11 protein-coding genes are annotated in these 14363 nt (G+C 60.1%); 5 read left to right on the forward strand and 6 right to left on the reverse strand.

Going from position 1 to position 14363, the window contains the following annotated elements:
- Window positions 1-536: 536 nt before the first annotated feature.
- A complete protein-coding gene (rapA, locus tag KW825_RS05320) occupies window positions 537-3404 on the forward strand; it encodes an RNA polymerase-associated protein RapA (protein ID WP_218328534.1) in 2868 nt (955 codons plus the stop codon).
- Window positions 3405-3440: 36 nt separating this feature from the next.
- The gene (rluA, locus tag KW825_RS05325) at window positions 3441-4097 is read left to right on the forward strand and encodes a bifunctional tRNA pseudouridine(32) synthase/23S rRNA pseudouridine(746) synthase RluA (RefSeq protein WP_218328536.1); all 657 of its coding nucleotides are present in this window, start codon (window positions 3441-3443) and stop codon (window positions 4095-4097) included.
- Window positions 4098-4155: 58 nt separating this feature from the next.
- Here the strand turns inward: rluA and KW825_RS05330 are convergent, their stop codons facing one another.
- The 5 genes from KW825_RS05330 to KW825_RS05350 all read right to left on the reverse strand — a co-directional run bounded on the left by KW825_RS05330 (window position 4156) and on the right by KW825_RS05350 (window position 8921).
- Window positions 4156-4344, reverse strand: a complete 189-nt coding sequence (locus tag KW825_RS05330; RefSeq protein WP_218328538.1) for a hypothetical protein — start codon at window positions 4342-4344, stop codon at window positions 4156-4158.
- 58 nt (window positions 4345-4402) lie between these two features.
- On the reverse strand, window positions 4403-6334 hold the full coding sequence (locus KW825_RS05335; protein ID WP_042652167.1) for a bifunctional diguanylate cyclase/phosphodiesterase: 1932 nt from the start codon (window positions 6332-6334) through the stop codon (window positions 4403-4405).
- 25 nt (window positions 6335-6359) lie between these two features.
- The gene (locus tag KW825_RS05340) at window positions 6360-6815 is read right to left on the reverse strand and encodes a molybdopterin-binding oxidoreductase (RefSeq protein WP_371315779.1); all 456 of its coding nucleotides are present in this window, start codon (window positions 6813-6815) and stop codon (window positions 6360-6362) included.
- Window positions 6816-6952: 137 nt separating this feature from the next.
- Window positions 6953-8587, reverse strand: coding sequence for a chaperonin GroEL (gene groL / locus KW825_RS05345; protein ID WP_042652165.1), 1635 nt, complete (start codon window positions 8585-8587; stop codon window positions 6953-6955).
- Between the two features lie 40 nt (window positions 8588-8627).
- Window positions 8628-8921 carry a co-chaperone GroES gene (locus tag KW825_RS05350; RefSeq protein WP_041214497.1) on the reverse strand — a complete coding sequence of 98 codons (294 nt, stop codon included), beginning with the start codon at window positions 8919-8921 and terminating at the stop codon, window positions 8628-8630.
- Window positions 8922-9162: 241 nt separating this feature from the next.
- On the opposite strand from KW825_RS05350, the gene KW825_RS05355 reads away from it, so the two are divergent.
- Window positions 9163-10497, forward strand: coding sequence for an MATE family efflux transporter (locus tag KW825_RS05355; protein WP_256353793.1), 1335 nt, complete (start codon window positions 9163-9165; stop codon window positions 10495-10497).
- A gap of 36 nt (window positions 10498-10533) precedes the next feature.
- Here KW825_RS05355 and KW825_RS05360 read toward each other — a convergent pair whose 3' ends face one another.
- Window positions 10534-11007 (reverse strand): FxsA family protein, encoded by a 474-nt coding sequence (locus tag KW825_RS05360; RefSeq protein WP_218328542.1) that lies wholly within the window; start codon window positions 11005-11007, stop codon window positions 10534-10536.
- A 447-nt stretch (window positions 11008-11454) separates the two neighbouring features.
- On the opposite strand from KW825_RS05360, the gene aspA reads away from it, so the two are divergent.
- A complete protein-coding gene (aspA, locus tag KW825_RS05365) occupies window positions 11455-12897 on the forward strand; it encodes an aspartate ammonia-lyase (RefSeq protein ID WP_218328544.1) in 1443 nt (480 codons plus the stop codon).
- Window positions 12898-13026: 129 nt separating this feature from the next.
- Window positions 13027-14346: an anaerobic C4-dicarboxylate transporter gene (locus KW825_RS05370; protein WP_218291212.1), complete on the forward strand. Its 1320-nt coding sequence runs from the start codon at window positions 13027-13029 to the stop codon at window positions 14344-14346.
- Window positions 14347-14363: the final 17 nt, after the last annotated feature.

Genomic DNA, 14363 nt, shown 5'->3' on the forward strand with positions numbered 1-14363 from the left:
TGTTCGGCTTGTTATTGCTAACAAGTCGTTTTGGTCACTTCACCAGACATTGAAAATCAAAAATTGTTTTTGATGCTCGATGCTGTGAGTGCCCACACAGATTGCTTGATTCAAATTGTTAAAGAGCGTTGCAACGTTTTGTCGCTGCGGGAGTGGCATTCTACTCAACCGCCTTCTCGAGTCAAGCCTTATTTTCAGAGGCTTTATCGAGGCACCGACCGGCTTGTTTGCGTTGCCGCTTGCCCTGTCGATGTGGCGCATTATAGGGAGCGAGATCGGATTGGCAAGGCTAATTTCGCATAATATTCGTATTTGCAGTTCAACCGTTCACTAAGCAACCAAAGTGATGCCCTAGCGTTCGCGGAGGGAATCAATTGAGTGTGCTTTCTTCATCTTGGCGGATGGATGGGGTCGACAGATCAAACTTGTTTCGAATTGGTTTTCCCGATCGCCATTAGCATGGTGATCGGGATCCCGCCTTCGGGTAACATAGCGCCCCTTTGCGATTCTCACACTCTTGGGCTTTGGAGAGTTTAATGCCTTTTGCACTTGGCCAGCGTTGGATTAGTGATACAGAGACGGATCTGGGGTTGGGGACTGTCGTTGCTGTTGAAGGACGCATGGTTACCCTGTTGTTTCCGGCTACCGGTGAAAACCGCATGTATGCCAAAGAAGAGGCGCCGGTCACCCGGGTCAGCTTCAATGTGGGCGACCAGATAGCCAGTCATGAAGACTGGACCATGCTGGTTGAAGAAGTGCAGGAGAAGGATGGGCTGCTTATATATGTCGGTGTGCGCACCGATAACGAGGAGCCCGTCGTTCTCAAAGAGGTGTTCCTTAGTAACTTCATCAAGTTCAACAAGCCGCAGGATCGCCTGTTTGCCGGTCAGATCGATCGGATGTCCCGTTTCACCCTGCGCTACGAAGCCCTGATCAACCAGCACCAGCGTCGCCGCAATCCGACCCGCGGCCTGGCCGGCGGCAAGGTCAGCCTGATCCCGCATCAGCTCTATATTGCCCACGAAGTGGGTCATCGCTATGCCCCCCGCGTGCTGCTAGCCGACGAGGTGGGTCTGGGCAAGACCATAGAGGCGGGCATGATCATCCATCAGCAACTGCTCTCCGGTCGTGCCCAACGCGTGCTCATCCTGCTGCCGGAGACCCTGCAGCACCAGTGGCTGGTCGAGATGCTGCGCCGCTTCAACCTGCACTTCTCCCTGTTTGACGAGGAGCGCTGCATCGAGGCCTTTGCGGACGCCGAGAATCCGTTCGAGACGGAGCAGCTGGTGATCTGCAGCCTCGACTTCTTGCGCAAGAAACGCCGCCGCTTCGAGCAGGTGCTGGAAGCCGAGTGGGATCTGCTGGTCGTCGACGAAGCGCACCACCTGGAGTGGAGCGAAGAGGCACCGAGCCGCGCCTACGAGATGGTGGAGGCCCTGGCCGAACAGGTGCCAGGCGTGCTGCTGCTGACCGCCACCCCGGATCAGCTGGGCCACCAGAGCCATTTCGCCCGTCTGCGCCTGCTCGATCCCGAGCGCTTCTACGATTACGACGCCTTCCTCGCCGAGGAGCAGGCCTATGGCCAGGTGGCCAGCGCCGCCCAGGAACTACTGGCGGGCGAGACACTGAGCGATGAAGCTCGGCAGATCCTCGCCGGCCAGCTGGATGGGCTGGACTTGAGCGATGCCGCCGCCCGTGAACAGGCGGTTCGCAAGCTGCTCGATCAGCACGGCACCGGCCGCGTGCTGTTCCGCAACAGCCGCGCCAACATTCAGGGCTTCCCCGAGCGTCACCTCAACGTCTACCCCATGCCGCTGCCGGAGCAGTACAAGACCGCGATCAAGGTGATGGGCATGATGGGCGGCAACGGGGGCGATCTGCAGACTCGCGCCCTGCGTTACCTCTATCCGGAGAAGATCTTCCAGCAGTTCGAAGGCGACAACGCCAGCTGGACCCAGTTCGATCCGCGCGTCGACTGGTTGCTGGAGCTGCTGCTCGGCGCCCGCCAGCAGAAGGTGTTGGTGATCTGCTCCGAGGCCGCCACCGCCATCGCACTGGAAGAGGCGCTGCGCACCCGCGAGGGGATCCGGGGCGCCGTGTTCCACGAGGGGATGTCCATCCTGGAGCGGGACAAGGCGTCTGCCTATTTTGCTCAGCAAGAGGGGGGCGCCCAGGTGCTGCTCTGCTCCGAGATAGGCTCGGAGGGTCGCAACTTCCAGTTTGCCAGCCACCTGGTGCTGTTCGATCTGCCCCTCAACCCGGATCTGCTGGAGCAACGCATCGGTCGTCTCGATCGGATCGGCCAGCAGAACACGGTTGAGATCCATGTTCCCTATCTGACCGGTACCGCCCAGCGGGCCCTGCTGCTCTGGTATCACGATGGTCTGGATGCCTTCGAGCAGACCTGCCCCACCGCCCGCCCGATCTTTGAAGCGGTGCGGGACGAGCTGTTCGAGCTGCTGGCCGCCAACGACGGCGAGCAGACGGTACTGGATGCCCTGCTGGTCAAGACCCGCGAGCTGCACGAGCCGCTCAAGGCCCGGATGGAGCAGGGCCGCGATCGGCTGCTGGAGATCCACTCCAGTGGCGGCAACGCCGCCCTCGCCCTGGTCGAGAAGCTGGACGCCGAGGATGATGACACCGGCATGATCTCCTTCGCCCTCAAGATGTTCGACGAGATCGGCGTCAACCAGGATGACAGGGGCGAGAATGCGCTGGTGCTGACCCCCGGCGATCACATGCTGGTGCCAAGCTTCCCGGGCCTGCCCCAGGATGGCATGACCATCACCTTCGATCGCCCCACCGCCCTGGCACGGGACGACATGGCGCTGCTCTCCTGGGAGCACCCCATCATGCGTGGTGGTATCGATCTGATCCTGGGTTCCGAGATCGGCGCGACCTCGGTCTCCCTGTTGAAGAACAAGGCCCTGCCGATCGGCTCCATCCTGCTCGAGCTGATCTTCGTGGCCGAGTCGGCGGCGCACCCCCAGCTCTACCGCTTCATGCCGCCGACCCCGATCCGCTTGCTGATGGACAAGAATGGCCAGAACCTGGGTGAGAAGGTGGCGTTCGATGCCTTCAACCGTCAGCTGACCCCGGTCAACCGCCACCTCGGCAGCAAGCTGGTGACCGCGTCACAGCCGGTGATCCACGGCTTGATTGGCAAGGGCCAGGTCATTGCAGAAGAGCTGAAGGCCGCCATAGTGGACAAGGCCCGCGCTCAGATGGCGCAGACCCTGCAGCAGGATCTGGACCGACTGGAGGCGCTCAAGGCGGTCAATCCGAACGTGCGCGACAGCGAACTGGATTATCTGCGCAACTTGCAGGCAGAATTGCACCACCTGATCGATCAGACCCAGCTCAAGCTGGATGCCATCCGCTTTATCGTGGTCACCCATAACTGATGGGGGCCATCCCCTTGATTGAAGATGCGAGACGCTATGTTTGAATATTCACCGCCTCTGGAACCCTGGCTCGATATCCTGTTCAAGGACAAGGACATCATGGTGGTCAACAAGCCTACCGGCCTGCTCAGCGTGCCCGGGCGCGGGCCCGAAAATGAAGACAGCGTCCTGCACAGGGTCAAGCAGCAACACCCCAAGGCGGCGGCGGCCCATCGCCTCGACATGTCCACCACCGGGGTGATCGTCATTCCCCTCACCCCGAACGCCCACCGGGAGCTGAGTCGGCAATTCCGCGAGCGGGAGACCGAGAAGCATTACCTCGCCTGGGTCTGGGGTGAGCCGCAGGCGGACTCCGGTCAGGTCGATCTGCCGCTCTGCGTGGACTGGCCCAACCGCCCCAGGCAGAAGGTGGACTTCGAGGAGGGCCGCCATGCCCTGACCCTGTGGGAGAAGCTGAAGGTGGAGAATGGCAACAGCCTGATCAAGCTGACGCCGATCACCGGCCGCTCCCACCAGTTGCGGGTGCACATGCTGGAGCTGGGGCACCCCATACTCGGTGACAACCTCTACGCCCACCCCGATGCCCTGGCCGCGGCGCCGCATCTCTATCTGCATGCGGCCATGCTGACCATCGCTCATCCCCGCAGCGGCGAGCGGATGAGCTTCGAGGCGCCGGCGCCCTTCCCGCTCTGAGCCGGATGCTGCGAATAAAAAAAGCCCCCATCGATCGATGGGGGCTTTTTCATTAGGATCAAACGTGAATATTGATGTTGCTTCCCAAGGCGCCAGTCGCCGATGTAACTGGCGCCTGAGCGGGTTGGGCGGCCGTCTGCAGCAACTTCAGCGCGGTTTCACCGTCCTGGATCTGCTGTTTTTTCGCCAGACTGGCCGTCATCAAGGCAGAGCCGTATGACGTAGATGCAGAGCTAGAAATATCCATTGTGTACCTCCTGCCTAAGCTCTATCGGCCATTGTGTACCGAACATGAGCCCTATCGGTCAGATCAGGTAGGCCTTGTCCGGCGAGCGCCGTGCCAGCCAACGCTCCTCCATCTCCAGCAGGGTCTGATAGGCCTTGGCCGCCTGCTCGGGCCGGCTGAACAGATAGCCCTGGCCGTAGAGGTGGATGTCGGTCAATGAGCGCAGCACATCGAGCTGGCCCTGGGTCTCTATGCCCTCGCAGACCAGCTTCTTGCCCAGCATGGAGGCCATGCGACAGATATTGGCCACCAGCTCGGCCGCCTCGATGGAGGTGTCTATCCCCTGGATGAAGGATCGGTCGATCTTCACCTTGCTGACCGGCAATTTCTGCAGGTAGCTGAGGGAGGAGTAGCCGGTACCGAAATCGTCAAGCGCCAGTTGCACCCCCTGCTGGTTAAGATCCTGCATCAGCTGCAGCGAGTTCTTCACCTCGCGCATGGTGGTGTCCTCGGTCACCTCCAGCACCAGACTGGAGGCGGGGATGTGGTGCTCCATCAATGCCTTGGCTACCAGTTTCAACAAGTTGCGCTGGTACATGCCGGGCGAGATGTTGACGCACATCTGCAGATCGACCAAGCCCAGATGCTGCCACTTGTAGAGCTGCTCGCAGGCGGTGTTCAGGACCCAGCTGCCGAGTTTCTCCGCCAGCTGGAACTCCTCCGCCACCTGGATCACCTCGTTGGGCGGGATGAAGCCCAGCTCGGGGTGGCGCCAGCGCAGCAGCGCCTCGACCGCCTCGCAGCGACCGTTCTCCAGGTTGACGATGGGCTGGTAGTAGAGCTCGAGCGCATTGTGCTCCAGCGCCATCACCATGTCGGAGGCGAGGTGCTTGCGCCTGGCGGTTTCATTGAGCAGGGAGTTGTCATAGATGACATAGGGCACATGGGTCTTGCGGCTGTGGAACAGGGCCTGCTCCGCCCGGCTGAGCAGCTCCTGGGTCTGGTTGCTGTCCATGGGGAAGAAGGCGATGCCGATCCCCACCTCCAGCCGGAACGGGTAGTTGTCGATGAGAATATCCTGCTTGATGGCATGCAGGACCCTCGCCACCAGTTCCCTGACCTGGCGCAGATCGCTGCTTTCCCGCTGCAGCATGGCGAGCTGATCGCCGCCAAGGCGGGCGACCCATTCGCCATTTTCACACAGGGTTCGCAGCCGCTTCGCCAGCTCCTGCAGCAGGATATCCCCGGTGTTGTAGCCAAACTTGCTGTTGATGTCCCTAAAGTCGTTGATGTCGATCAGCACCAGTCCGAACGGGGTATCGCGGCCGACGTAGGACTCCATCTTCTCCAGTAACGCCAGCCGGTTGGCGAGGCCGGTCAATGGATCGATCCGCGCCATTCTGAAGTGGCGCCTGGCCTCACGAATAAGCAGACCGCTGAGCAGGATGACGGAGATCACCAGGCCGGATACCATGAACAGCAAGGCGTTACGCAGCTGGCCAAAGCGCTTGTCGTTGCCGGAATAGACGTTGATGTTGTTCTGCATGACGGAGGCGAGGGAGTAGGACAGCGGCTCTTGCAGGGGGGCGAGCCGCATCATGATCTGCTGATAATCCGGTGTACCCGGTTTCAGCACGGCCAGCTTGGGTTCCAGCTCCCGGATGTTGTTCTCGGTCAGCTGGACCAGTCGCAGCGTCTTCTGATTGTCTGCCAGGCTCTTGCGCAGCTGGCCGCTCAGCAGGATAGGGGTGCGGCTCCAGAGAATGTCGTAGCGCAGCAGCAGGGCCTCATGGTCGATCCCGCCGTAATGGTAGATCTCCACGGCATTGAGAAAGCGCCCCAGCTCGAGCTGGAGCTGCATCAGGGCCCAGGAGACGTCGTAGGTGTACTTCTCCATCACCCGGGTCGCATTCTGTATCTGCACCAGACAATACAGGGTGCTACCCGTGAACAGCAGAATGGATAGATAGAGAACGCCGAGTAAGGGCCAGGCCCTGGTCTTCGCTTTCACCCCGTACTCCCGCAAGCAACCATCGTCAGTCTTGAATATCGATCGAACTCAGCTGCCAGATCATCATGTCGGTGAATTCGGACCGCTTGAGTTCGGGATTCTGATCCAGTGGCAGAATAAACCAGAGCGGCCCCTTGTCACGTACCCGCATGGTCACGCCGTCATCCTGCCAGGCCAGGATAGGATCGTACTGCTTGACCTTATCCCAGTTGATCCGGATCTGGAAACTGTTCAGGGCAGTGAGAGTGATGTTCTTGCCCTTGCCCCCCACCGCCACCATCAGATCCGACAGCTTGGGGCCCACATACTTGTGCGGCTTGTCCACCCAGGGGCTGGCCGTCACTATCTCATGCTGCGGCAGGGCCTGGAGCATGGTCAGGTCGAAGGCGACCTCGCCGTCGGCCGGTTCGGCGGGATCCACATTACCTGTCACCTTGAGGATCACGGGCCCCTGCGGGGCCGCCACGGCCATGGCGGGCATGACAAGGGAAAACAGTAATGTAATCAGGCCTAAATTTCGCATGTTTACCTCAGATGCTGTCGATATTAATAAGCTCATTCTAGTAGCACTAAAAAAAACGGCCCGCAAATGCGAGCCGTTTGATAACTACGACAGGATTACATCATACCCATGCCGCCCATGCCACCCATATCAGGCATGGCAGGAGTGTCTCTCTTCGGCAGTTCGGTGATCATGCACTCGGTGGTGATCATCAGACCGGCGATGGACGAGGCAAACTGCAGCGCGGAGCGGGTTACCTTGGTCGGATCCAGGATCCCCATGGCCAGCATGTCGCCGTACTGTTCGGTGTAAGCGTTGTAACCGAAGTTACCTTCGCCATTCTTCACGGCGTTGGCAATGACGGAGGCTTCTTCACCGGCGTTGATCACGATCTGACGCAGCGGAGCTTCCATGGCGCGCAGAGCAACCTTGATACCCACGTTCTGGTCTTCGTTGTCACCACGCAGGTCGGCCAGTTTGGCGGCAACGCGTACCAGCGCCACACCACCACCGGCAACCACGCCTTCTTCCACGGCGGCGCGAGTGGCGTGCAGGGCATCGTCAACGCGGGCCTTCTTCTCTTTCATCTCGACTTCGGTGGCAGCGCCAACCTTGATGACGGCAACGCCGCCAGCCAGCTTGGCCACGCGCTCTTGCAGCTTCTCACGGTCGTAATCGGAAGAGGTCTCTTCGATCTGCTGACGGATCTGGGCAACACGGCTTTCGATCAGGGCAGCATCACCCACGCCATCGATGATGGTGGTGTTCTCTTTGGTGATCACGATGCGCTTGGCACGGCCCAGATCTTCCAGGGTCGCTTTCTCCAGCTCCATGCCCACCTCTTCGGAGATCACGGTACCGCCAGTCAGCACGGCGATATCCTGCAGCATGGCCTTGCGACGGTCACCGAAGCCCGGCGCCTTGACGGCGGCAACTTTGACGATGCCACGCATGGTGTTGACCACCAGGGTCGCCAGCGCTTCGCCTTCCACGTCTTCGGCAACGATCAGCAGCGGTTTGCCCGCCTTGGCCACGCCTTCCAGCACCGGCAGCATTTCGCGGATGTTGGAGACTTTCTTGTCCACCAGCAGGATGAAGGGGTCATCCAGCTCGACGGCGCCGGTTTCCGGCTTGTTGACGAAGTAAGGGGAGAGGTAGCCACGATCGAACTGCATGCCTTCTACCACGGCCAGCTCATCCTCCAGACCCTGACCGTCTTCGACGGTGATGACGCCGTCACGACCGACCTTGTCCATGGCTTCGGCGATCAGTGCACCCACTTTCTCGTCGGAGTTGGCGGAGATGGTGCCTACCTGGGCGATGGCATTGTTGTCGGCACAAGGAGTGGACAGCGCCTGCAGCTCGGCGACGGCAGCCACGACGGCCTTGTCGATACCGCGCTTCAGATCCATCGGGTTCATGCCGGCGGCAACGGCCTTCAGGCCTTCGTTGACGATGGCTTGCGCCAGCACGGTAGCGGTAGTGGTACCGTCACCGGCGGCGTCGTTGGCCTTGGAAGCGACTTCCTTGACCATCTGGGCGCCCATGTTCTGGAACTTGTCTTCCAGCTCGATTTCGCGCGCAACGGAGACGCCATCCTTGGTGATGGTCGGGGCACCGAAGGACTTGTCCAGTACCACGTTGCGGCCTTTCGGGCCCAGGGTTACCTTGACGGCGTCGGCCAGGATGTTGACGCCTTCCAGCATTTTGATGCGGGCTTCGTTGCCAAACTTAACTTCTTTAGCTGCCATGTTATTCGGTCCTTAAATCAATTCGGGGAAAAGGGAGTGATTACTCTTCGACAATCGCCAGGATGTCGGTCTCGGACAGGATCAGTACGTCCTGGCCATCCAGCTTCTCGGTCTTCACACCGTAGCCTTCATTGAAGATCACCTTGTCACCTACCTTGACGGCGAGGGCTTTGACATCGCCATTGTCCAGAATTCGACCAGTCCCCACGGCAAGAACTTGACCACGGGTGGACTTCTGGGCCGCAGTGCCAGTCAAGACGATGCCGCCAGCGGATTTGGCTTCAGCTTCGATGCGCTTGATGATGACGCGGTCGTGCAGTGGACGAATTTTCATCGATAACTCTCCCAAAATGAGTCTCTGTGTTGCTTGAGGAATGGCCACGCTTGGCCAAATTTGTTATGCCCCTGATCTGGGGCAATTTGGGTAGCCCTTCAAGGGCAAATACAAAAAAAATATTTTCACGTACTATGAACATCTTTGATGGATCAGCAACCCCCACCAGGAAGGCGGATGGACGTGGCCGGCATTTCGGCCCAGAGCAACAGAGACGATTCCCTTGAGCCGACCCAATCCCATGCTGACCGCACCCATGCCCTCCGTGCTGCTGCGCATGACGGCTCCCATGATCCTCGGCATCGTCGCCATCCTGGCCTTCAACCTGGTCGATACCTTCTTCATCGGCATGATGGGCACCCAGGCGCTGGCCGCCATCAGCTTCACCTTTCCGGTGACCTTCGTGGTGACCTCCCTGACCATGGGACTGGGGGCGGGCCTCAGTGCGCTGCTCGGCCATACCCTGGGCCAGGGCCGTCACGACGAGGCCGCGCGCATCACCACCGACTGCCTGTTCCTCGCCATCATACTGGTGTCCCTGCTCGCGGCGCTGGGGGCGCTGACCATAGATCCCCTGTTCACCCTGCTGGGGGCCAGTGCAGAGCTCATCTCGCTGATCCACGACTACATGCTGATCTGGTATCTGACCGTACCCATGCTGGCGCTGCCCATGGTCGGCAATGCCGCCATCCGGGCGACCGGGGATACCAAGACGCCGAGTCTGGTGATGGGGGTGGCCGGCCTGGTCAACGGGGTGCTGGATCCCCTGCTCATCTTCGGCATAGGCCCCTTCCCCGAATGGGGCATTGGCGGCGCCGCCATCGCCACTTCTATCTCCTGGCTGATGGCCATGCTGGTCAGCCTCCATATACTGCGCAAGCGGGAAGGGCTATTGCTGTGGCACCTCTCCCCCCGCCCCCAGCTGCTGGCGCACTGGCGCGCCTTGCTGCATGTGGCGGTGCCCGCCTCTTTCACCAACATGCTCAACCCCCTCGCCAACGCCGTACTGATGATCATCTTTGCCGGGCTGGGGACCGAGATGGTCGCCGCCTATGGCGCCGCCTCCCGGGTCGAGGCGCTGCTGCTGATCGTGATGATGGCGCTCTCCTCGGTGCTGGCCCCCTTCATCTCGCAAAACTGCGGGGCGGGCAACCCGGCGCGGGCCAGGGCGGCCCTGCTGCTCTGCATGCGCTTCGCGCTGCTGTTCCAGCTCGGGGTCTATGCCCTGACCTGGCTGCTGGCCCCCTTCATCGCCGGCCTGTTCAGCGATCACCCCAAGGTGGTGCAGCTCATCGTGCTCTACCTGTATCTGGTGCCGGTCGGCTATGGTTTTCAAGGCATGGTGATGCTGCTGGCATCCGCCCTCAACGGCGTAAGAGCCTCGATGGTATCTTTCCTGTTCAATGGCTTGCGTCTGTTTGTCTTCTTGCTGCCAGGGGCCTGGCTGGGGGCAACACTGGGGGGGGAGCAGGGGGTCTATCTGGGGATACTGCTGGCGAACCTGGCGGCGGGCATGCTGGCCTGGATTTATGCCCGGCGCAGGTTCGAATCCCTGTGCCATCAGGGCAACCCCTGATGGCCATTGGCTGAGGCAGCGACTTACTCTTTGCGCTCACTCTTTACGTTCAAACTCGCCCTCTATGGTAGTGCCACCACGATTGACCTGATCCGGTTGCCCATCGCCCGGACGCGCCTCGAACGGAGGCGGCGTCTGGAAGCCCCCCATCTGCATCCTGAACTGGCTGCTGCCCACCAGCTTGTCGGCCAGCCGGTTGCGCAACCAGGGTTGCAGCAGCAGGATGCCGAAGAAGTCGGTCACGAAGCCCGGGATGATCAGCAGCAGACCGGCCAGTGCCAGCATCATGCCCCCCATCACCTCGCGGCCCGGCATCTCTCCTTGCTGCATCTTCTGCTGTGCACTGAACAGGGTCTTGATCCCCTCGCTGCGCACCAGGGAGGAGCCCAGCACGGCGGTCAGCACCAGCAATCCCACGGTCGGCAAGGCACCGATCACGGATCCCACCTCGATCATCACTGTGAGCTCCAGCAATACCAAACCAACCAACAACAGCAGTAACTTGCCCATAATGACCTCGGTACGGGTGAAATAGATCAACCAGTGATGCATGCGACCGACGGGAACGAGCCGCCAACCCACCATTCTATCGGTTTCTAACCAATAAAATGGGGCATCACATTCATTTTTCAAGCCCATGAGTGACACCGATCGGGATTCAGACAAATATCCTCCCGAACAACTGGGATTGAAGTGGTTGATCTGTCAAAGTAAATAGCTCAATTGCAATATCTGTTTAATGACCACAAGATCTTTGGGGCTGCCTCAAATTTAGTGATCCAGGTCTAATATCAGATACCTCAATTGAGGTAATATCTACCGCAGTAATTGCACAGGGAGCAACAGGCTCCCAACTGCCCCACTCGATGTGTGGTGCTTCAGGATGAACCGTGCGTAAGGAAGTCGCGACCACTCGGTGAGGATTGTTTCCATTTATCTGATTTCTGAGGCATTACAATGAGTGACATCAAGAACGTCCGCATTGAAGAAGACCTGCTGGGCACCAAAGAAGTTTCCAACGATCTCTATTACGGTGTGCATACCCTGCGCGCAGTCGAGAACTTCAAGATCAGCACTCAGAAGATTTCTGACGTTCCAGAATTTGTCCGTGGCATGGTGTTGACCAAGAAGGCCGCCGCCCTGGCCAACGGTGAACTCGGCACCATCCGTCCCGAAATCGCCGACAAGATTATCGAAGCCTGCGATCTGATGCTGAACACCGGCAAATGCTTCGACCAGTTCCCGGTCGACGTTTATCAAGGCGGCGCCGGTACCTCCGTCAACATGAACACCAACGAAGTGCTGGCCAACATCGCCCTCGAGCTGATGGGGCTGGAGAAAGGGCGTTACGACGTCATCAACCCGAACGACCACGTCAACAAGTGCCAATCCACCAACGACGCCTACCCGACCGGCTTCCGCGTTGCCGTGGTGAACAGCACCGACACCACCCTGTTTGCCCTTGAAGCGCTGATCGCCGCCTTCGATGACAAGGCCAAAGAGTTCAAGAGCATCCTCAAGATGGGCCGTACCCAGCTGCAGGATGCGGTACCCATGACCCTGGGTCAGGAATTCCACGCCTTCGCCGTCACCCTGCGCGAAGAGATCAAGTCCGTCAAGCGTTGCCAGGAGCTGCTGCTGGAAGTGAACCTGGGCGCTACCGCCATCGGTACCGGCCTGAACACTCCGCCCGAGTACTCCGCTCTGGCCATCAAGCGCCTGGCCGAGATCACCGGTCGCGCCTATGTGCCGGCTGAAGATCTGATCGAAGCGACCTCCGACTGTGGCGCCTACGTGATGCTGCACGGCGCCATCAAGCGCATGGCGATGAAGATGTCCAAGATCTGTAACGATCTGCGTCTGCTCTCCTCCGGCCCGCGTACCGCCCTCAAAGAGATCAACCTGCCGGAAATGCAGGCAGGCTCCTCCATCATGCCGGCCAAGGTCAACCCGGTCATCCCGGAAGTGGTCAACCAGTCCTGCTTCAAGGTGTTCGGTAACGACGTCACCATCACCTTCGCCGCCGAAGCCGGTCAGCTGCAGCTGAACGTGATGGAGCCGGTGATTGGCCAGGCCATGTTCGAATCCCTGAGCCTGATGGAAAAAGCCTGCATCTCCCTGCGCGAGAAGTGTGTCGAAGGCATCACCGCCAACCCGGAAATCTGCATGAACCACGTGCTGAACTCCATCGGCATCGTGACCTACCTGAACCCCTTCATCGGTCACCACGAGGGTGACATCGTCGGCAAGATCTGCGCCCAGACCGGCAAGAACGTCCGTGAGGTCGTGCTGGAACGCGGCCTGCTGACCGCCGAGCAGCTGGACGAGATCCTCTCCATCGAGAACCTGATGAACCCGCAATACAAGGCCAAGCGCTACACCCGCGAAGCCACCGTATAAGGGTATCGATGGGCCGGGATCACTCCCGGCCCATAGAGTCAGTTCCCGATTGGCCTCCCCCAGTCCTATCGGGAATTGGCTTTTCTGCCACAAAAAACCTAAAAAAAACTGGAAATTGGAGTGTTCGCTATGATTGGAATCGAGTTACTTGTCGTGCTCGCCGCTATCTATCTGGGAGCCCGGATAGGCAGCATCGGCATCGGCTTTGCCGGTGGTTTGGGGGTACTGGTGCTGACCTGGGGTCTGGGCATGCCCATCCCGAGCGATCAGCTGGTTGCCTATCTCCCCTGGGACGTGATCATGATCATCGCGTCCGTCATCTGCGCCATCGCCTGTATGCAACTGGCCGGCGGGATGGACTACCTGGTCTCCCTGGCCGAGAAGGCGCTGCGCAAGAACCCCAAATACATCACCTTCGCCGCCCCGGTCGTCACCTACCTGATGACCATGCTGGCCGGTACCGGTCACACCGCCTTCTCCACCCTGCCGGTGATCGCCGAGGTGGCCAAGGAACAGGGCATTCGCCCCTCCCGCCCACTCTCCATCGCGGTCGTCGCCTCCCAGATCGCCATCACCGCCTCGCCCATCTCGGCCGCCGTGGTTGCCTTCTCCGGCATGCTTGAGCCGCTCGGGGTCGACTACCTGACCCTGCTGGCCATCTGCATCCCGTCCAGCTTCCTCGCCTGTATCCTGGGTGCCTTCGTGGCCAACATGCTGGGCAAGCCGCTGGACCAGGACGAAGTCTACCTGGAGCGCAAGGCAAAGGGCCTGATCAAGCTGCGCGGCACCAGCAAGGTTGAACTCAAGCCTTACGCCAAGCTGTCCGTCGCCATCTTCATCGCCGCCATCGTCGCCGTCATGGCCTATGCCACCGCCATCTCCGGCAACGTGGGCCTGATCGCCAATCCGCCGATCCCCCGTGACGGTGCCATCATGGGCATCATGCTCTCCGCCGCCACCTTGATGGTGCTGTTCTGCAAACTGGACGCCGCCCAGATCACCAACATGCCGACCTTCAAGTCCGGTATGTCCGCCTGTATCTGCGTGCTGGGTGTGGCCTGGTTGGGTAACGTCTTCGTGAAGGGCAACATGGTCGAGATCCAGGCCTTCGCCGGCGATCTGCTGAGCCAATACAGCTGGCTGCTGGCCGTGGTGCTGTTCTTCTCCTCCATGCTGCTCTATTCACAGGGTGCCACCACCAAGGCCCTGATGCCGGCCGCCCTGGCGCTGGGTGTCAGCCCGCTGGCTGCCATCGCCTCCTTCGCCGCCGTGAGCGCGCTGTTCGTGCTGCCCACCTACCCGACCCTGCTGGCGGCGGTAGAGATGGATGACACCGGCTCGACCCGGATCGGCAAGGCGGTGTTCAACCACCCCTTCTTCATCCCGGGTGTGGCCACCATCGCCATGGCAGTCGCCCTTGGCTTCTTCTTCGGCGGCATCATCCTCTAACCGGGAGTGCCGACGAC

This window comes from Aeromonas sp. sif2433 (genome assembly GCF_019218705.1).
GTDB lineage: Bacteria > Pseudomonadota > Gammaproteobacteria > Enterobacterales > Aeromonadaceae > Aeromonas > Aeromonas encheleia.